Here is a 19,290-nt window from a genome sequence, read left to right as displayed (position 1 = left end):
GCCGATCAGTCCGAGCGGGATCGCGGTCATGCCGAGCAGCGGGATCAGGAACGAGCGATAGCTGGCCACCAGCAGCAGGAAGATCAGCACCAGCACGACGCCGAGCACGGCACTCATCTCGCGCAAGGCATCGAGGGTCAGACGCAGTTCGCCGTCCCAGAGCAACTGGTAGCCGTCCAATGTGTTCGGCGACACCGCGCTCAGGGTGATGTTGTCGGTCCGCAGCGGAACGCCCGCGACTTCCTGCCCGTCGAGTCGGGCATTCATCGCCAGGATGGCGTAGACCGGCGCGGTGACGGCGCTGACATCGCCGCCGACATAGCTGACCTGTTCGTTGTCGCGGCGCAAGATCGGGTGCTCGACGATCGTCGTCACGACCTTCGTGAGTTCGGACAGCGGGATGGCATCGCCACTGCGATTGCGCACCGTGATCCGGTCGAGCAACAGCGGGTCGATCTCGCGCTCCCGGGGCACTCTGAGCCGGATCGGCACCGGATTTCTTTCGCCATCGATATGGGCCTCGGAAACCACAAGCCCATCCATCAAGGCGCGAACGGTCTGTTCGATGTCGGCCACGGTGACACCCGACAGCAGCGCCTTTTCCTTGTCGACGACGATATTGATCTGCTCGACATCGGCCGCTTCGCTGCTGAACACATCGACGATGCCGTAGGTCTGCTCGAACTGCTGCCTTACCCGACCCGAGATCGTCCGCAGGGTCTTGGCATCATTGCCGTGGATACTGGCCAGCACGATCGCGGCCGATGGTGGCCCCGGCGGGGACTCCAGGAAGCGAACTGACATTCCCGGATAGCGGGTCCGGATCTCGGCCGTTGCGGCACGCAGTTCCTCGACGATAGGCACGGACTTCGTCTGCCGCCGGGTCTTGTCGACCAGATTCACGCGAATGTCGGCGACGTGCGGTCCGCGCCGGTTGGCAGCACCGGTGACCAGGCCGGTGAAATCGACAACGCCGGGAATGCCGACATGAGTCTGGTAGTTGCTGACCAGGGGATGCCGGCCGAGGATCTCGCCGAACTCCCGGGCGACCCGATCCGTGGTCTCGATCGGCGTGTGCTCGGGCATGGTGATCGCGATGCTGAAACTGTTGCGGTTCTCCTTCGGCATGATCGCCAGGCTGACGCCGCCAGCCGATAGCGGACCGCCGACACCGGAAGGCCGGATGAACTGCCAGGCCGGCATGAAGAAGGACGCCAGCAGCGCGATCGCAACCATGCCGAACAAGCTCGTCCGCAGCCGGGCGCGATCCAGCAGCGGCGTGATCAGGCGGTAGTAGAGGCGATGCAGGGCGTCGGGTTCATGCCTGGCTTCTGCCGGCGCACCTTGTCCCTGATGCAGCCAGCGATTGCAGGCCCAGGGCACCACCACGTAGGCCACCACCAGCGACGCCCCGATGGCGACCGGCACGTTGAAGGCGATCGGGTGAAAGAACGCGCCATTCATGCCGGACAGGATGTTCAGCGACGCGAACACCAGGATGATGGTGATGGTCGCGATGGTGGTCGGCTTGCCGATTTCGTTGGTGGCCAGCACGGCAGTGGCGCTGCGGTCGTCGGTACCCATCTCGTAATGGCGATGGATGTTCTCCATCACCACGATGGCGTCGTCGACCAGCATGCCCAGCGCCAGAATCAGGGCGAATAGCGAGATGCGGTTGATGGTCACGCCGAACAGCATGTCCACGGCCAGGGTCAGGCCGAGCACCAGCGGCACCACCAGGCAGACGATCATGGCCTGGCGGATGCCGAGGAATGGCACCAGCACCAGCAGCACCGAGGTGATCGCGATCGTCAGGTCGAAGATCAGGCTGTTGACCGTGTGATCCGCATCGCGGCCGTCGTTGCGGGTGGTCACCACGCTGACCTCGGCCGGGACGAACTGGGCCTGCATCTTCGCCACCATCGCCAGGATTTCGCGGCTGACGGCAACCGAGTTGGTATTCGGCTTCTTGGCCACCGACAGGGTGACCGATGCCATTTCGCCGCTGGTATTCGCGCTGCCGTGACGCGGATCGCCAGGCCCGAAGCTGAACCGGGTGATCTGATCGCGCTCGATGGCCGGGCCATCGACCACTTCGGCGATGTCATCGAGGTAGATCAACTGGCCCTTGTGTACCTGCAGGGGCAGATGGCGCACGTCGTCCAGCGAGTTCAGCTGGCCCTTCAGATAGACCGTCTGGTTCCTGCCATCGTCGACCAGTTGGCCGACAACGGCGGAGACGTTGCTGGCCGAGATCATCGCCACGCCGTCATTCAGGGTCAGACCATAGGCCTGCAGCCGTGCCGGATCGAGGTTGACCCGGATTTCGCGCTTGCGGCCGCCGTGGAGTTCGGCCACCGACACCTGCTCGATGGTGTTCAGCCGCTCGGCCATCCGCTCGGCCAGTCGCCGCAGCGCGTAGTCGTCATAGGTATTGGAAGCCAGCGTGACGGTGACGATGGCGACATTGTCGACATCGATCTGCTGGATCACCGGATCCCGCGTGGTCGCCGGCAGACGATGACGGTTGGCGGCGATTCGCTGGCTGAACCGGGTGATCGCCAGGTCCTTGTCGACCCCGACATGGAATTGCACCTGGATCTGGCCCATGCCGGCAGTGGCGATCGTCGAGGTATGGTCGACACCTTCGATCTCGCGCACCACCGCTTCCATCGGCGCAATGATCAGGTGCTCGATCTCGGTCGGCGTGGCGCCGGGCAGATAGAAGGCGACCTGCGCACCCGGCACCAGAATCTGCGGATTCTCCTCGCGCGGCGTGATCAGGCCGGCGAACGTGCCCAGCAGCAATACGGCGACCACGAACAGGGGCGTCAGCTTGGAATCGACGAAAACCCTGGCGACCCGTCCTGCCGAGTTAAGCGGGCCGTCAGACATGGTGCGCAAGCCTCGGCGCTGCGCCGGCCGCGGCGTTCACCGGGACGGCCCTGCAGCCGCTGTGATCCGATCGCCTTCCCGCATGCGGCTGGTCGGCGCACTGACAATCCGCTCGCCTTCATCGAGTCCGGCCAGCACGACCTGTGCGTCACCGACCTGGTGCCCGGTCCGCAGCCAGCGGAAGTGCAGGCGGTCGTCGGCATCAACGACATAGACGCCGCTCAGTCCGCCGCGATCAACCAATGCTGCGGGCGGAATGGCGATCTCCGGGCGCTGGCCGACCTGGAACTCGCTGCGGCCGAACATCCCCGGCGTCAGTCCCGGCGTCGCTGGAATCGCGATCTTGACCTCGAAGCCGCGGGTCACCGCACTGCCGGACGACACCACGCGGAGCACTTCGCCGGTCAGCGTCTGACCGAGTGCATCGATGGTGATCTTGACGGGGTCGCCGACATGCACGCCGGCAACCCGCTGTTCGGCAACCTGGGTAGCGAACAGCAACGCGGTATCGGATTCAACCGTGACCAGCGGTACACCGGGTGCCGCCACCGTACCGACCCGCCCTTGCCGGGCGATCACGACACCGGCGACCGGGCTGAGGATGCTGGTGTACTGCCGCTCGGCCTGTCCGCGTACCAGTACCGCTTCTGCAGCAGCCAGACTTTCGGTGGCCGCCTGCAATTGCAGTCGCGTCTTGCGCACATGGGTGGTGGTCACCACGCCGCCGGCGAACAGGCTTTCGCTGGTCTCCAGATCCTTTTCGGCATCCTTCGTCAGGGCAGCCGCCTGATCCCGATTGGCCAGCGCCGCGCGGATGTTGGCATCGACATCCTTACTGTCAAGCGTCGCCAGCCGTTGACCCCGCTGGACCCGTTCGCCTTCGCGCACCTCGATGCTGCGCACATACGCAGCCAGACGCGAGGTGATGTCGACGCGCTCGTCCGATACCACGCTACCGGTGCTGGTGTAGACCGCAGGCAGCTCGCGTCGCAGCACCACTTCGGTTGCGACATCGAAATGCTGTGCGACAGGTGCCGCAACGGGCTTCGGGTCCTGGCTGCATGCGGCGAGCAGCAAGGCCGCTGATACGGCGAGCAAGGCCCGGCCGAGTGAGTGGATCATCGTCAGTTCAAAAGCCTGAAAAGAACGGCGTTGAAGGCAGGGTTTTCGCAGCTCAGTCAAACGTCCAGGCCAGCCCGAACTGCGACTGCCAGACGCTCAGATAGGCGTCGATCACCTGGTCATTCGGGTCTTCGTCGACCCGGAATCCCACCAGCGTCCCGTTCTGCAATACGGTGGGCGTGGCATTGCTCAGGGCGTTTTTGATGTGCATTCGATTGGCCACCGAATAGATCAGCGCCCAATTCAGGCTCAGGCGCTGCGACCAGCGCCAGGACAGGCCGACGCTGGCGTGCTGGTCGGTGATCGCCGGCGCGAATGCCGCCGGCAGCGCCTGGTCGGAAATGACCGGATTGCCGCCGAAGCTGTACCCGGCGCGATAGCTCAGTCGCCCGCTGCGGCCCTGATAACCGAACTTGTAGACAGTCACGCTCTTCCAGCCGAAGCCCGGACCGTCGGCGCTGCCGAGACAGCCGTCCAGTGCTGGCGGATTGGGCAGGGATCGGCCGACCAGCCGGGGCACGAAACAGGTGTCGGTGAACCGTTGCGGGTCAACGGTGTTGGCGAGCGGCCGGATGCTGCCGTAAGCAATGTGCTCGACATCGAACAGCAAGCGCTGTTCGGGAGCGACATGGATTTGCAGTCCGACATTGAGGGTCGGTGCGAAGTCCAGCGAACCGCCGATGATCGTGCCGCGATAGCGGTTGAATTCCGTGGTGTAGATCCGGGATTGGTAAGCGAGCCCAATGCCGATGCTCGGCAGCGCTTCCCAGAGCACTCCGACTCGAATCCCGCCACCGTAGGAAAAGTCGTTGCCGTTATCGGTGGCGCGGTCCGGCTCATTGGAGAAGGCGGCAAAAGCGCCAAGGCCTTTCACCTTGAGTAACTGAAGCGCAACCACCGGTGCCACGCCGACCGACAGCGTGGGGCTGACCTTGTAGGCGCCATGCCCGGAAATCAGCACCTGCATCAGCCCGACGCCCAGCTTGTCCTGGGAACGCCCGCACAGACGCAGCAGATCGGTGGCGGCGCTCAGTGGCTGACCACCGCCGAAGTTGCCATTGCAGCGCGCCTCGAAGCCAGGAACGCCTCTCGCCAGGGTCGCCGTGCTGCCGCTGGATTCGGTCGCCAGTCCAGAGGCCGTCAGCCCCCATCCGGCTGCGAACTGATCGTTGATCCGCCAGTTGCGTGCGAACGACGGCACCGGAAAGAGGCCGGTCACGGAGGTCGATTGTCCCGGTGCCAGATCGATCAATCCGAATGGCGCATTGGCCCCGAGTTCGCTGGCCCGGAAGCCGCCATCGGGAATCGCGACGCCAAGATCGAAGCTCCGGCTGCTCGACAGCCATGCGCCAGCCGCCGGATTGCGCAAGGTCGCCGAAGCGTCTTCTGCCATCGCCGTTCCGGCACCGGCCATTCCGAGTTGCACGGTGCCATTGCCCGGCGCGTTCATGCCGTTCGCCGACCAGGCGGGTGCGCTTGCGACGATCAGCAGAGCCGATGCAAACAAGCGGATCTTGTTGCTGACACGAGCAGCGCCCGGTAGCGGGCGGCGGCCACTCCAGGGTGGGCGGCCGATGGTGTTCATGCGGCGCCGCCTGCCATCGCTTCGGCCTTGTCCAGCGAGGCCACGATGGCGCGCAACAGTCGCTCGAAAGTGACCTTGTCCTTGGCCGAAATTCCGGCCATTGCGGCGCTGACAATCGGCGCGAGCCGCCCGGCATAACCCTGCACGACCGAGGTGCCGAGTTCGGTCACGAAGACGCGCCGTCGCCGGCCATCCCGGGAATCCAGCCTGATGTCGATCAGGGCTTCGCTGCGAAGCACTTCGAGGATGCGCGTCATGTTGGCAGCGGCCTGGCCGACCTGCGTGCACAGCGCCGTCGGCGTCGTGCCTTCGGCGCCGGCGGCCATGACGATGATCAGCGTGTGGTACGAGCTTTCAGTCAGCCCGGCAGGGCGCAGCACCGGGTCAACGCAGGCCGTGATGCCCTGACTGGCCACCCGCAACAGCCGCATCAGCAGCACATCCTGAGTCGACAACTCAGGGGCTCCAAGCTGCCAGCTCGGCATGCTTGCATCGACAGATTTCGCCCGATCATTGGTATTCATTACGCCGATGCTACATCAATGTAATAAAAGATCAACACTTCGGATGAAATGCACAACCGCAATCAAGGCACCATCGCGCTGAACCCTGATCGGTGCACAAGGATGAGCAGGCGCAGCGTCAAGCTTGCACTGACAGAGCGGAACGGGGTGGCGGAAGTCGGGAGGCTGATAGCTGGGAAAAATGTCGATATTTTTGTCAAAAGAGATTATACATACCAGCCATAAAGTGTTTGCATAAAGTTAAGAAAAGCATTGGAGGGGCATGTCAGGTGGTAGCGAACGTGCAGCTTTTGTTCCGGGCCGATGGTGCCGCGTGCGCCGACAGCCCTGCGCGCAGCCTGATCGAGTTGACCGTGCACCGGTTGCGTCGCGACATCCTGGAAGGCCGCCTGGCTTCGGGCTCGCGGCTCGCCGTGGCGCATCTCAAGGGCAGCTACGAGGTCAGCGGCGGAACGATGCGCGAAGCCCTGTCCCTGCTGGTGTCCGAAGGCCTGGCACAAGCCGAGGCGCAGCGTGGCTTTCGCGTGGCACCGATGTCGCTGGCTGATATGGAAGACCTTACTCGCACGCGCGTGCTGGTCGAGTGCGAGGCGCTGCGCCAGAGCGTGCGACTGGGCGGCGATAAATGGCAGGCGGAGGTCACCTCCACGTTTAACAAGCTGTCGCGAATTCATCCGCGCACGGTAAAAAATCCGGGCATCTGGTTCGAAAGGTGGGAGCGCTGCAATCGCGACTTTCACGAAGCGCTGCTGAGTGCTTGTCCCTCTCCGTGGTCACGACGCTTTCGTGCCGTGCTGTATCTGCACATGGAGCGGTATCGACGTTTGACCGCCAATCACCCTTCGCCAGCACGCGATGTTCATGCGGAACATCAGGCGCTGCACGACGCGGCGCTGGCGCGCGATGAGGCGTTGTGCGCGTCGCTGCTGAAGTTGCACATCGAAGCCTCGGTGGAGGCAGTCCGCCGGCATGGGCTGCTGCTCCCGATCGGCCTTTTTCCCGTCACTTGAACTGAGATTTTCATAGCGCCGTCCAGGCGCAGATCATTGGAGGATTCGAACATGAATGCCACGAGCAACGACACAGCGGAAGTACCGTTGAGGTTCAAGCGAACCTGGACCCCGGAAGCGATTCGCGAACTGGTGGATCAGGACAAGGGCTTGCTCGACCCGCGCATCTACTCCGACCCGGATCTCTACGAACTGGAACTCGAGCGTGTCTTCGCACGGTCCTGGCTGCTGCTCGGTCACATCAGCCATGTACCCAAGACCGGTGACTACCTGACCACGTACATGGGCGAAGACCCGGTCATCATGGTGCGCCAGAAGGACCGCAGCATCCGTGTGTTCCTCAACCAGTGCCGGCACCGCGGCATGCGCATCTGCCGCTCGGACGGCGGCAACGCCAAGGCGTTCACCTGCAGCTATCACGGCTGGGCCTACGACATCGCCGGCAACCTCGTCAGTGTGCCCTATGAGGACACTGCGTACTGTTCGAAGAAGGAACACGCGTGCGGCTTCGACAAGGCCGACTGGGGGCCGCTTCAGGCGCGCGTCGCGATCTACAAGGGCCTGGTGTTTGCCAACTGGGACGCCGAGGCACCCGATCTGGAAACCTACATCGGCGACGCCAAGCCGTACATGAATGTCATGCTCGATCGCACGCCAGCGGGCACCGAGGCCATCGGCGGCATTCAGAAGTGGGTGATCCCCTGCAACTGGAAGTTTGCTGCCGAGCAGTTCTGCAGCGACATGTACCATGCTGGCACGGTGTCGCACCTGTCCGGCCTTCTCGCCGGAATGCCGCCGGAAATGAGCCTGGCCGATGCCCAGATCCCCACGCAGGGTCATCAGTTCCGTGCTGCCTGGGGCGGCCACGGGGCGGGCTGGTACGTGGACGAACCCGGCATTCTGATGGGCGTCATGGGTCCACACGTCACACAGTACTGGACCCAGGGCGCAGCGGCTGACATTGCAGACGGTCGTCTCGACCAGATGCCCGCCAAGCGCATGTTCGGGCAGCACACCACCATCTTCCCGACCTGTTCGTTCCTGCCGGGCATCAACACCATTCGTACCTGGCATCCGCGCGGCCCGAACGAGATCGAGGTCTGGGCCTTCGCGCTGGTCGATGCCGACGCTCCGGCCGAGATCAAGGAAGAGTTCCGCCGCCAGAACATCCGCACCTTCTCTGCCGGCGGAGTATTGGAGCAGGACGACGGCGAGAACTGGGTGGAGATCCAGAAAGTGCTGCGTGGCCACAAGGCGCGCAGCCGGCCGCTCAATGCGCAGATGGGGCTGGGCCGCTCGCGGACTGACGATCAGAACTTCCCTGGCCGCATCGGCTATGTCTACGGCGAAGAGGCCGCGCGCGGCATGTACCAACATTGGGCGCGGATGATGTCCGAGCCCAGCTGGGACACGCTCAAGCCCTGATGGCTGACCTGCCGACCGCCATTTCTGGAGCACCACCATGACGATTGAAAAACTGGACGTCGCCAGTCTGATGCAAATGGGGACCAAGCCAACCGATCCGCTGCTGCAGCAGGAGATCGAGCAGTTCTACTACCGCGAGGCGGCGCTGCTCGACAGCCGCGCCTACGAGGCCTGGCTCGGCCTGATGGAGCCGGACCTGCGCTATTTCATGCCGTTGCGGACCACCCGCATGATGCGCGAGGCCGGTCTCGAGTACAGCGACGACGGCGACTTCGCCCACTTCGACGAAACCTACGCCACCATGTACGGCCGCGTGCGCAAGGCCACGAGTGAGTTCGGCTGGGCCGAGAACCCGCCCTCGCGCACGCGTCACCTGATTACCAACGTGATGATCAGCCCGGGCAGCGAGCGCGACAGCTACGAGGTCAGCTCGGCGTTCCTGCTCTACCGGAACCGCCTGGAACGTCAGGTCGATATCTTTGCTGGCGAGCGGCGCGACGTGCTGCGCCGCAGCGCCACCGACATGCGCTTCAAGATCGCGCGCCGGACGATTTTGATCGACCAGGGCACGCTGCTGTCGAACAACCTCAGCGTGTTCTTCTGAAGGGCAGACCATGGCGTTCGTGAGAGTCTGTGGCCGCAGCGATGTGGCCGAAGGTGAAGCGCTGAAGCTGGAACAGTTTCCGATCCCGCTGGCGCTGTTCAATGTCGACGGCGAGTTCTTCGCCACCCAGGATCGCTGCACGCACGGCGAGTGGTCGCTGTCGGACGGCTATCTCGATGGCGACGTCGTCGAGTGCTCGCTGCACATGGGCAAGTTCTGCGTCCGAACGGGCAAAGTGCGTTCGGCACCGGCGAATGGCGCGCTGCAAACCTTCGCCGTACGGGTCGAGGGCGATGCGGTATTCGTCGATTTCGACGCAGCAGCAGTAACGCCGTGATCCGGAACATTGCCATCGTCGGTTTCGGGCTGGCCGGAGCCTCGGCCGCGCGCAGCCTGCGTGGCCAGGGTTACGACGGACGCATCCACCTGTTCGGCGAAGAGCCGGTGCTGGCCTACGACCGCCCTTCGCTTTCGAAGTCGGTGCTGGCTGGCGTGGCGGCGGAACCGCCGCCGCTGCTCGACGCCGGGTGGTACACCGCGGCTGGCGTGGACGTCCACTCGGGTGAGCGCGTGCAGCAGATCAACCCTGCGCAACGTCGTCTGCTGCTGCCCTCGGGTGCGAGTCTGTCCTATGACCGGCTGCTGCTGGCCACGGGTGCCCGGGCGCGGACGCTGAGCCTGCCCGGCGCAACCCTCGATGGCGTTCTGACCCTGCGCGATCAGGCCGACAGCTCGAATCTGCGCGGCCGACTTGGTCCCGGGGTATCGCTATCGATCGTCGGTGGCGGGCTGATCGGCTGCGAGGTCGCCACCACGGCGCGCAAGGCCGGTGCCGAGGTCAGAATTCTCGAATCGGCAGACGAACTCCTGCTGCGTGTGCTTGGCCGGAGAGTCGGAGCCTGGTGCCGCGAACGGCTGGAAGCGCTCGGCGTGGTGGTACAGCGCAATACGCGGATCAGCGCGTTCGAGGGCAAGGGTGGCCGCGTGCGAGCGGTGGCCTTTGCCGATGGCGAGCGGGTGACCGCTGACGTGGTACTGGTCAGCATCGGAGCCGAGCCTGATACGGCGTTGGCGCAGGATGCCGGGCTGACCTGCGCCCGCGGCGTGCCGGTGGACGCCACCGGCCTCAGTGCCTGTCCTGACCTGTTTGTCGCCGGCGATGCCGCGTGCTGGCCGTTGCGCGATGGTGGCCAGCGCTCGCTGGAAACCTATCTGAACAGCCAGGCACAGGCCGCTACCGCCGCCGCCGCCATGCTCGGCCGCGCCGAACCATCGCCACAAGTTCCGCGCGCCTGGACCGAGATTGCCGGACATCGCATCCAGACCATCGGCGATTTCGATGGCCCTGGTGATTGGCTGCTGCGCGGCGATGCGGAGCATGGCAGTCCGCTGCTGATGCTGCGCGTGCAGAGCGATGCCGTGGCCGCCGCACTGTCGGTGGATGCAACCAAGGATTTCGCGACCGTCACCCGGCTGGTCGAAGCCAGAACCCGCGTGACCCTGCCTGAGCTTCGCGATCCGGCCTTCAATCTTCGCGATTTTCTGCGCGCCCGGCCGGCGGCCGGTGCCAGTTGAACACCGATAACGAGAACGGAAGGAGCAGCATGAGACTGAAAGACCAGGTGGCCCTGATCACCGGCGGCGCGTCCGGTCTCGGACGGGCGCTCGTCGACCGCTTCGTGGCCGAAGGTGCGCGCGTGGCGGTGTTCGACAAATCCGAGCAAGGCTTGAAGGCCATCGAGGCAGCACATGGCGACAAGGTGATCGGCTGCGTTGGCGACGTCCGCTCGCTGGCCGACCAGAAGGCCGCTGCCGCGCACTGCACCGAGCGCTTCGGCCGCATCGACTGCGTGATTCCCAACGCCGGCATCTGGGATTACTCGACGCCGCTGATCGACCTGCCGGAAGACCGCATCGACGCCGCGTTCGACGAGATCTTCCACGTCAACGTCAAGGGCTATCTGCTGGCGGTCAAGGCCTGCCTGCCGGCCCTGGTCGAAAGTCGCGGCAGCGTGATCTTCACGATCTCCAATGCCGGCTTCTATCCCAATGGCGGTGGCCCGCTGTACACGGCCTCCAAGCACGCGGTGGTGGGACTGGTTCGCGAACTTGCATTCGAGCTGGCACCGCATGTGCGCGTCAACGGCGTGGCCCCGGGCGGTATCGGTACCGATCTCCGCGGACCGAGTTCGCTGGGCCTGAGCGAGCAGTCCATTTCCTCGATGCCGCTGGCCGACATGCTGGCCAACGTACTGCCGATTGGCCGCATGCCGGCCGTCGAGGAATACACCGGGGCCTACGTGTTCTTCGCGTCGCGTACGGATGCGGTACCCGCCACCGGCTCCTTGCTGAACTACGACGGCGGACTTGGCGTCCGCGGCTTCTTTTCGGCTGCGGGTGGCCATGATCTGCCGGAAAAACTGAAACTTGCGAAAGGAGAGAAAAAATGAGCGTCGAAAGCCTGGGATACCTCGGTTTTGCAGTGAAGGATGTGCCGGCCTGGTGCCGTTTTCTCGGCCAGAGGCTGGGGCTGATGGAAGCGCCGGCGCAGCCGGACGCAAGCTGCTTTCGCATGGATTCGCGAGCCTGGCGCATCGCCGTGCACGAAGGCCAGGATGATGATCTGGCCTATGCCGGCTACGAAGTCGTCAGCCAGGCGGCGATGGAGAATATGGTGGACAGGCTTCGCGACGCGGGCGTCGAGGTTCGGGTCGGCGATGAGGCGCTGGCGCGAACGCGCAAGGTGCTCGGCCTGATCTGCTTCGCCGATCCGTTCGGCCTGCCGCTGGAAATCTATTACGGCCCGAGTGAAGTCACCGACCAGCCATTCATCGCCAGCGCCGGCGTCACCGGCTTTCTGACCGGCGACCAAGGGCTGGGTCACTTCGTGCGGATCGTTCCGGATGCCCAGGTCGCGCTGCGCTTTTACACGGAGGTGCTGGGCTTCCGCATGACTGACGTCATCGACATGACGCTCGCACCCGGTATGGTGATCCCGACCTATTTCCTGCACTGCAACGGTCGTCATCACACGCTGGCGCTCGCGGCGTTCCCGGTTCCCAAGCGCATCCACCATTTCATGATCGAAGTGAAGTCTCTGGACGATGTGGGCTATGCCTTCGACCGCCTGGGCGGAGACAACTGCCTGACTACGACCATCGGCCGGCACAGCAACGACCAGATGGTGTCGTTCTACTGCGCCTCGCCCTCGGGCGTAGAAGTGGAATTCGGTTGGGGCGCGCGCGGGGTCGATGCGTCTTGGTCGGTTGCTCGCCACGATGCCCCGAGCATGTGGGGACACAAGCCGCTGCGTGCGCCGGGTTGATTCGGGCAGGCCGTTTCTATACCTCACGTCTTAAAATCCAGTACCAGAGACCACCATGAGCAATTTGACTGAAGCAGCGACCAGCCGGCAGGTCCGCATCAATGAAAAGGGACTCGGCAATTTCCTGATCCACTACAACGACGCCGGCCCCGAGACCGGCGAAACCGTGATCATGCTGCACGGCGGCGGGCCCGGGGCAGGGGGCTGGAGCAACTACTCGCGCAATATCGAGCCCTTCGTCAACGCGGGCTACCGCGTGATCCTCCAGGACTCGCCGGGTTTCAACAAGTCCGATGCGGTGGTCATGGACGAGCAGCGTGGGCTGGTCAATGCACGCGCGGTTAAAGGCCTGATGGATGCCTTGGGCATCGAGAAGGCCCATCTGGTTGGCAACTCGATGGGCGGAGCGACGGCGCTGAATTTCGCCCTCGAATATCCCGATCGGCTCGGCAAACTGGTGCTGATGGGGCCTGGTGGTCTGGGGCCGAGCCTGTTCTGCCCGATGCCGCTGGAGGGCATCAAGCTGCTATTCAAGCTCTACGCCGACCCCAGCTACGAAAACCTCAAGCAGATGATCCAGGTGTTCATCTACGACCAGTCGCTGATCACCGAGGAACTGATCCAGGGCCGCTGGGAAAACATGCAGCGCAGCCCGGAGCATCTGAAGAATTTCCTGATCAGCGCACAGAAGGTGCCGCTGTCGGCCTGGGATGTTTCGCATCGTTTCGGCGAGATCAAGGCAGAGACCCTGGTGATATGGGGGCGCGATGACCGTTTCGTGCCGCTGGATCACGGACTGAAAATCCTTTGGGGCGTACCCGATGCGCACCTGCATGTACTGCCGCGCTGCGGGCATTGGGCGCAATGGGAGCACGCGACCACTTTCAATCGACTGACCCTGGATTTTCTCCGGCACTGATGATTTTTTCTTTAGCGAGCACTCCCCACGCCAAAGAATAACCTCCGATGACGGGCCCTTATCCGGAAATCGGTCGACCGCATTGCCACCAACAAGGCTGTCGCGTTGGCCTCGGGATTTAGTCACAGATGCCCAACAATCCGGCATGACCCTCATCACCATCGGCAGCCATCGTAGCGGCGACGGGAGTTCCTACGAAAAAGTGGACACCCATTGATTAGGCGCATCGACGCTCGAATTCGACGGGAGACTGGTAATTGAGGGCTGAGTGTAGCCGTCGATGGTTGTAAAAATCGATGTAGCCCAGGACGGCGCTGCGGAGTTCGTGATCGGTGTCGAAACGACGTCGGTGGTACATGTCTGATTTCATCGACTTGTTCCAAGCTTCCATGTGGGCGTTGTCGGTCATTCGCCTCGGCCGATTCACCGATTGCTCGATGCCGGCGCGCAGTAGCCCGTCCTTGAATCGGTCGCCCAGAAACTCGACGCCGCGATCACTGTGGAAAAGCGGGCTGCCTGCTGGCTTGCGGACGCGGAGCGCATTGGCCAGTGCTCGCGTGGTCAGGATCGAAGACTTCTCGGTGCCGATCGCCCAGCCGAGCAGCCGTCGTGAATGTCGGTCCATCACCGTCGCCAGATAGCGCCATTGATCCCGCACCTTCAGGTACGTGATGTCGCCAACCCAGACTTGATCGGGAGCCTGCACCTCGACCTTGTGCGCTTTGCTCTCGACGCTGTCGAAGAATCGACCCGTGCCGGGGCTGCGACGATAGAGCTTGGTCGAGCAGGCCTGCACCCCATGCTCACGCATCAGGCGTTCCACCTTGCGCCGTCCGAGGGTCTCGCCCGACTGCGTCAGCGCGGCATGCACGCGCGGGCTGCCGTAGGTCTGACGGCTGGCTCGGTGAACGGCCCGGATCTTCTCGATCCACGTGGCATCGTCAATCGCACGCTCGCTGGCCGGACGCGCCTTCCACGCGTAGTAGCCCGCAGGGCTCACGTCGTACAGCCGGCAGAGCGTTCTCACCGGGTAGGCTTCCTGACAGTGCTCGATGAAGGCAAAGACGTCCCCTTTCGAGCGGAAGTGAACGCGATGGCTTTCCTAAGAAACACCAGTCTGAGCCGCAATGGGCTGTAGTGAGAAGCCCAGCTCGGCGGCTCGGCGACCAAGGCCCTTGACCAGCCTCTCACGGTACTTTTCCTCGTACGCATTGAACCGCCCCCGCTTTCCCGGAGACTCGTTGGTGTGAGTCACGCTGCTTGGGCGTGCTCGGTGATTTGCGAATAGTAGGCGGCTTCCGCTTCGGCAGGCGGGATGTTGCCGATGGGTTCCAGCAGTCGGCGGTGGTTGAACCAGTCGACCCAGTTGAGGGTGGCCCACTCGACGTCTTCACGCCGCTGCCAGGATGACTTCCGGTGGATCACCTCGGCCTTGTACAAGCCATTGATGGTTTCGGCCAATGCGTTGTCATAGGAGTCGCCGACGCTGCCGACTGAAGGCTCCAGACCGGCGTCGGCAAGGCGCTCGGTGTAGCGGATCGACACGTACTGGACGCCGCGGTCACTGTGATGCACGAGGCGATCCGGGCCGACCGGCTTGCGCGCGTGTAGGGCCTGCTCCAGCGCGTCGAGCACGAAGTCGGTCCGCGCCGATGGCGACGCCCGCCAGCCGACGATCCGGCGTGCGAAGACGTCGATGACGAAGGGGACATAGACGAAGCCCTGCCAGGTCGACACGTAGGTGAAGTCGGAGACCCAGAGCTTGTTCGGTCGGTCGGCTTTGAAGTTCCGGCGCACGTGATCCAGCGGGCACGGTGCGTTCTTGTCGCTGAATGTCGTGCGCACCGTCTTGCCGCGAACCACGCCGCGCAGGCCACGGCGCTTCATCAGGCGCGCCACTGTGCAGCGGGCAACGTCGAAGCGCTCACGCCGGAGTTGCCGCCAGACCGTGCGCACGCCGTAGACCTGAAAATTCTCGTTCCAGACCCGCTCGATCTCGGGCATCAGCGCCGCGTCCCGCACCGCCTGGTCGGAACGCTGCCGTGGGTCAGTCTCGCGCGCCACGTGAGCGTGATAGGTCGACGGGGCGATCGGCAGCACTTTGCAGATCGGCTCGATCCCGTAAACGTCGCGATGGTCGTCTATGAACGCTTTCATCGTTTGAATGGGCGGTCGAGCTCCGCCTGGGCAAAATACGCGGACGCCTTGCGCAGGATCTCGTTCGCCTGCCGCAGTTCCCGGTTCTCGCGTTCCAGCGCCTTGATGCGCTCGCCCTCGGCTGTGGTCAGGCCCGGCCGCACGCCGGCGTCCCGCTCGCCTTGGCGAACCCAGCGCCGCAGCGTCTCAGCCGTGCACCCAATCTTGGCTGCAATCGATTCGATCGCCGCCCACTGCGACGGGTAATCCGCCGCATGCTCCGACACCATCCGGACTGCACGCTCCTGTACCTCAGGGGAAAACTTCGATGCTCTCGTCATGGCTCCATCTTCTCACGTGAAGGAGCCTCCGAGAAACCCGGAGCGGTTCAGTTCATCATCGTTGACGAGCACTCCCGGAAGCTGGCTCAGCTTTACGGCTGTTGCTTTGAATTCATCGCTGTATCGATACGTGCTTCTAGGTCCAGGCTTTGGCATTTGGAACACTCCTGATTGGTTAGATCAGGGTGTCCACTGAACCGAAGGTTGCGCCCAGTCCTTGGCCTTCGGGGTGTGGGTGGCCGGCAGGTCCGTCTGATCCCGGTAAGCCTGGTCGCTATACCCCCGCCGCTCTTCGCCATGCAGTAGGCTCGGTTGTACCCGGGCGTCGTGGACGTTGGCGGCTGTGGCTTCTACCGAATGAATCTGCTTGGCTAGCTGTCGACGCCGACATGCGCCTTCATCCCGAAGTGCCAATGGTTGCCCTTCTTCATCTGGTGCATCTCAGGATCGCGCGTGCCGTCCTGATTCTTGGTCGATGACGGCCCTTGGTCTTTCACTGTGAGTGTGAGTGAAATTCCGTACGCGAATGGAAGCTATCACCGCGCAGAATAGAACTATTGGATAGGATTCGTTTTGAAAATAACAGGGCCGGACGTGTTCAGCACACGGCAAGGTCGGCAGGCGTTTATAGCCCTTGCTTCATAATCTGAGTGGAAATGATGACGGTGCGTCGCGGTCCCTTCAAAGGTGAATTGACCGGGCGGTTCGCGTGTCGGCGCTGCCGGCACGCCATCTCGCGGGAACAGACGCCGGTGCTCGGCCCAGTCCACGCACAGTGCCAGCCGGCACGGATTAGTTCGACGGAGTAGGGCAATGGATAGCGATACCTTCGATATTTTGCGATCAACGGTCCGGCGGTTCGTAGAAGAGCGTTTGATTCCGGCCGAGGATCGGGTGGAGCACGACGACGCGGTACCCGAAGACATCATTGCCGATATGCGCAATCTCGGCCTCTTCGGATTGTCGGTACCCGAGGCTTACGGTGGCATCGGGTTGTCGATGAGCGAGGAAGCGGCCATCGTGCGCGAACTCACACGCGCCTCCGTCGTATTCCGATCGGTGATCGGGACGACGGTCGGAATCGGCTCGCAGGGCATCGTGATCGATGGAACCGATGAGCAGAAGCAGCAGTGGCTTCCCAGGCTGGCCGCGGGAGAAGCGGTCGCCAGTTTTGCGCTCACCGAGCCCGGATCCGGATCAGACGCGGCGTCGCTGAAGACGGTCGCTGTCCGGGATGGCGACCATTACCGTATCACTGGGACCAAGCGTTACATCACCAACGCGCCGCGGGCCGATGTCTTCACACTGATGGCGCGCAGCGAGCCGGAGATCAAGGGTGCCCATGGCGTTTCCGCGTTCATCGTTCCTGCCACCACGCCGGGCATCACGCTTGGAAAAATCGACAAGAAGATGGGACAGAAGGGTTCGCAGACCTGCGATGTCATCTTCGACGACTGTCGGGTTCCCGCCAATGCCATCATCGGTGGAAAACCGGGACAGGGTTTCAAGACTGCGATGAAGGTCCTCGATCGCGGTCGTATCCACATCGGGGCGGTCGCTTTGGGTATGAGCGATCGCCTGATCGAGATGAGTCTGCGATACGCGATGGATCGCAACCAGTTCGGCCAATCGATCAGTAATTTCCAGCTCGTGCAGGCGATGCTCGCGGACAGCAAGACCGAGGCTCTGGCGATCGAGGCGCTGCTGGAGTCGGTGGCCGGCAAATTCGATCGCGGCGAGCCGGTCAGCCTGGAAGCCGCAGCGCTGAAGTATTTCTCCAGCGAGGCCGTGGGCCGAATCGCCGATCGAGCGGTGCAGGTCCACGGTGGTGCGGGGTACATGACCGAGTACAAGGTGGAACGTTTTTATCGTGACATACGCTTGCTGCGTATCTACGAAGGAACGTCCCAGATTCAGCAATTGATCATTGCGCGCGAGATGATTCGGGCCGAGCGCCAATGAGAGCCTCGATGCGCAGGGTCGCTATCGTTTCGCCATTGCGTACACCCATCGGAGCGTTCATGGGCGCGCTGTCGTCCATTCCTGCCGGCGAGCTGGGGGGGATGATCATCAAGGCCCTGGTACAACGCAGCGGTATCGATCCGGAACGCATCGACGACGTGGTGTTCGCGCAAGGCTATGCCAACGGCGAGGCACCTTGCGTCGCACGCTGGTCGGCGCTCGCCGCAGGACTTCCGGTCACGGTGCCTGGCTACCAGCTGGATCGCCGCTGCGGCAGCGGCCTGCAAGCTGTGATCGACGCGGCAATGATGGTGCAGACCGGTTCGGCCGATGTCGTCATCGCCGGTGGCGTCGAGAGCATGAGCAATGTCGAGCACTACTGCACCGATGCCCGCCGCGGTGCGCGATCTGGTTCGACCATCTTGCACGACCGACTGACACGCGGGCGGGTCATGTCGCAGCCGGTGGCCCGCTTCGGCGTCATCAACGGCATGATCGAAACCGCCGAGAATCTCGCTAAGGACTACCAGATCAGTCGCGCGCAGTGCGATGAATACGCGGTGATGAGCCACCAGCGTGCAACTGCGGCCTGGGCCCATGGCACGTTTAACGACGAGCTGGTGCCGGTGGCGGTGCCACAGAAGCGCGGCGACCCGGAGATGTTCTTCAGGGACGAGGGCTATCGGCCCGATGCATCGATGGAGACGCTGGGTGCGCTCCGCGCCATCGAGAAGGGCGGTGTGGTCACGGCAGGCAATGCCAGCCAGCAGAACGATGCCGCCGCTGCCTGCCTGGTTGTCGCGGAAGACCGGCTCGCCGCGCTCGGATTGGAACCGATTGCTTGGTTTCATTCGTGGGCAGCCGCCGGATGCGAACCTTCGCGTATGGGCATCGGGCCGGTGCCGGCGGTAGCGCGCTTGTTCGCGCGGACAGGGCTAAGTTGGAAGGATATCGACTTGGTCGAGCTCAACGAGGCCTTTGCTTCGCAGGTGCTCGCGGTGCTCAAAGGGTGGGGGTGGGACGACCGTGCGCGGCTCAATGTAAATGGATCAGGGATTTCGCTGGGCCATCCTATTGGCGCCACCGGCGTGCGTATCCTGTGCAACCTCACGCGCGAGCTGCAGCGGCGAAAAGGTCGTTACGGGCTGGAAACAATGTGCATCGGTGGAGGCCAGGGGATTGCAGCGGTATTCGAACGCGCCTGAACCACTGTTTTTGACTGAACTCAACATCCAACTCTCAAGAGGTTGGCAAGATAAGCATTTTCAGGGAAATCGACAGCAGACGGACCCGGATTGCCTCGTTCGTCTCCGCTGCCACTGCGACGTCCCCCCGAAATTGAGTAGCAGTGGCGTTTAGAGTCCGATCATGAAGCAGGAGATCGGACGTGAAGAAGCGGTTCAGCGAAGAGCAGATCATCGGGTTTCTGAAGGAAGTCGATG

The 19,290-nt window shown here is 63.3% G+C and carries 16 protein-coding genes, 2 pseudogenes and 1 other annotated feature; of the genes and pseudogenes, 10 read left to right on the top strand and 8 right to left on the bottom strand.

Features of this window, described 5'->3' with window-relative positions:
• The 4 genes from Q0D45_RS14945 to Q0D45_RS14930 all read right to left on the bottom strand — a co-directional run.
• Positions 1 to 2,895, bottom strand: a 2,895-nt coding sequence (locus Q0D45_RS14945; RefSeq protein ID WP_293394314.1) for an efflux RND transporter permease subunit, incomplete at its 3' end; no start/stop codon positions are given.
• A gap of 36 nt (positions 2,896 to 2,931) precedes the next feature.
• Positions 2,932 to 4,017: an efflux RND transporter periplasmic adaptor subunit gene (locus Q0D45_RS14940; RefSeq protein ID WP_293394311.1), complete on the bottom strand. Its 1,086-nt coding sequence runs from the start codon at positions 4,015 to 4,017 to the stop codon at positions 2,932 to 2,934.
• Between the two features lie 52 nt (positions 4,018 to 4,069).
• Positions 4,070 to 5,602 (bottom strand): outer membrane protein transport protein, encoded by a 1,533-nt coding sequence (locus tag Q0D45_RS14935; protein ID WP_293394309.1) that lies wholly within the window; start codon positions 5,600 to 5,602, stop codon positions 4,070 to 4,072.
• On the bottom strand, positions 5,599 to 6,057 hold the full coding sequence (locus Q0D45_RS14930; RefSeq protein WP_293394306.1) for a hypothetical protein: 459 nt from the start codon (positions 6,055 to 6,057) through the stop codon (positions 5,599 to 5,601). Before Q0D45_RS14930 ends, Q0D45_RS14935 begins: the two co-directional genes overlap by 4 nt.
• Positions 6,058 to 6,407: 350 nt before the next feature.
• Here Q0D45_RS14930 and Q0D45_RS14925 point away from each other — a divergent pair, with 350 nt between their 5' ends.
• The 8 genes from Q0D45_RS14925 (at position 6,408) to bphD (ending at position 13,409) form a co-directional block, all read left to right on the top strand.
• Positions 6,408 to 7,136: an FCD domain-containing protein gene (locus tag Q0D45_RS14925; RefSeq protein WP_293394303.1), complete on the top strand. Its 729-nt coding sequence runs from the start codon at positions 6,408 to 6,410 to the stop codon at positions 7,134 to 7,136.
• A gap of 51 nt (positions 7,137 to 7,187) precedes the next feature.
• Entirely contained in the window at positions 7,188 to 8,561 is a 1,374-nt protein-coding gene (locus tag Q0D45_RS14920; protein ID WP_366946462.1) for an aromatic ring-hydroxylating dioxygenase subunit alpha, read from the top strand.
• A 70-nt stretch (positions 8,562 to 8,631) separates the two neighbouring features.
• Positions 8,632 to 9,165, top strand: a complete 534-nt coding sequence (locus Q0D45_RS14915) for an aromatic-ring-hydroxylating dioxygenase subunit beta (RefSeq protein ID WP_366946463.1) — start codon at positions 8,632 to 8,634, stop codon at positions 9,163 to 9,165.
• A 10-nt stretch (positions 9,166 to 9,175) separates the two neighbouring features.
• A complete protein-coding gene (locus tag Q0D45_RS14910; RefSeq protein WP_293394294.1) occupies positions 9,176 to 9,502 on the top strand; it encodes a non-heme iron oxygenase ferredoxin subunit in 327 nt (108 codons plus the stop codon).
• On the top strand, positions 9,499 to 10,740 hold the full coding sequence (locus Q0D45_RS14905) for an FAD-dependent oxidoreductase (protein WP_293394291.1): 1,242 nt from the start codon (positions 9,499 to 9,501) through the stop codon (positions 10,738 to 10,740). The genes Q0D45_RS14910 and Q0D45_RS14905 overlap by 4 nt, the downstream gene beginning before the upstream one ends.
• A gap of 29 nt (positions 10,741 to 10,769) precedes the next feature.
• Complete coding sequence (gene bphB / locus Q0D45_RS14900; protein ID WP_293394288.1) at positions 10,770 to 11,615, top strand: cis-2,3-dihydrobiphenyl-2,3-diol dehydrogenase; 846 nt, start codon at positions 10,770 to 10,772, stop codon at positions 11,613 to 11,615.
• A complete protein-coding gene (bphC, locus tag Q0D45_RS14895; protein ID WP_293394285.1) occupies positions 11,612 to 12,490 on the top strand; it encodes a biphenyl-2,3-diol 1,2-dioxygenase in 879 nt (292 codons plus the stop codon). Before bphB ends, bphC begins: the two co-directional genes overlap by 4 nt.
• Before the next feature lie 55 nt (positions 12,491 to 12,545).
• Positions 12,546 to 13,409 (top strand): 2-hydroxy-6-oxo-6-phenylhexa-2,4-dienoate hydrolase, encoded by an 864-nt coding sequence (gene bphD / locus Q0D45_RS14890; RefSeq protein WP_293394282.1) that lies wholly within the window; start codon positions 12,546 to 12,548, stop codon positions 13,407 to 13,409.
• A 217-nt stretch (positions 13,410 to 13,626) separates the two neighbouring features.
• Here the strand turns inward: bphD and Q0D45_RS14885 are convergent.
• The 3 genes and pseudogenes from Q0D45_RS14885 to Q0D45_RS14875 form a co-directional block, all read right to left on the bottom strand.
• A pseudogene (locus tag Q0D45_RS14885) lies at positions 13,627 to 14,469 on the bottom strand (IS3 family transposase); the annotation flags it as partial.
• A gap of 191 nt (positions 14,470 to 14,660) precedes the next feature.
• A protein-coding gene (locus tag Q0D45_RS14880; RefSeq protein WP_293394279.1) for an IS3 family transposase occupies positions 14,661 to 15,886 on the bottom strand; the annotation gives its coding sequence in 2 pieces (ribosomal slippage) (positions 14,661 to 15,601 and positions 15,601 to 15,886; 1,227 coding nt in all).
• Positions 15,492 to 15,608, bottom strand: a sequence feature (AL1L pseudoknot). Its footprint overlaps the gene before it by 117 nt.
• 288 nt (positions 15,887 to 16,174) lie before the next feature.
• Positions 16,175 to 16,368 (bottom strand): annotated as a pseudogene (locus tag Q0D45_RS14875) (transposase); the annotation flags it as partial.
• A 331-nt stretch (positions 16,369 to 16,699) separates the two neighbouring features.
• Between Q0D45_RS14875 and Q0D45_RS14870 the strand changes: the two are divergent.
• Entirely contained in the window at positions 16,700 to 17,848 is a 1,149-nt protein-coding gene (locus Q0D45_RS14870; RefSeq protein ID WP_293394276.1) for an acyl-CoA dehydrogenase family protein, read from the top strand.
• Positions 17,849 to 17,856: 8 nt separating this feature from the next.
• Positions 17,857 to 19,053, top strand: a complete 1,197-nt coding sequence (locus Q0D45_RS14865; protein WP_293394273.1) for an acetyl-CoA C-acetyltransferase — start codon at positions 17,857 to 17,859, stop codon at positions 19,051 to 19,053.
• A gap of 34 nt (positions 19,054 to 19,087) precedes the next feature.
• On the opposite strand, the gene Q0D45_RS14860 is transcribed toward Q0D45_RS14865, so the two are convergent.
• Positions 19,088 to 19,290, bottom strand: a 203-nt coding sequence (locus Q0D45_RS14860) for a hypothetical protein (protein ID WP_293394270.1), incomplete at its 5' end; no start/stop codon positions are given.

The organism is Nevskia sp., from assembly GCF_023266035.1.
In the GTDB taxonomy this organism is placed as follows: Bacteria; Pseudomonadota; Gammaproteobacteria; order Nevskiales; family Nevskiaceae; genus Nevskia.
Note: the sequence above shows the minus strand (reverse complement) of the source record. Positions and strands in the feature narration are given on the sequence as shown.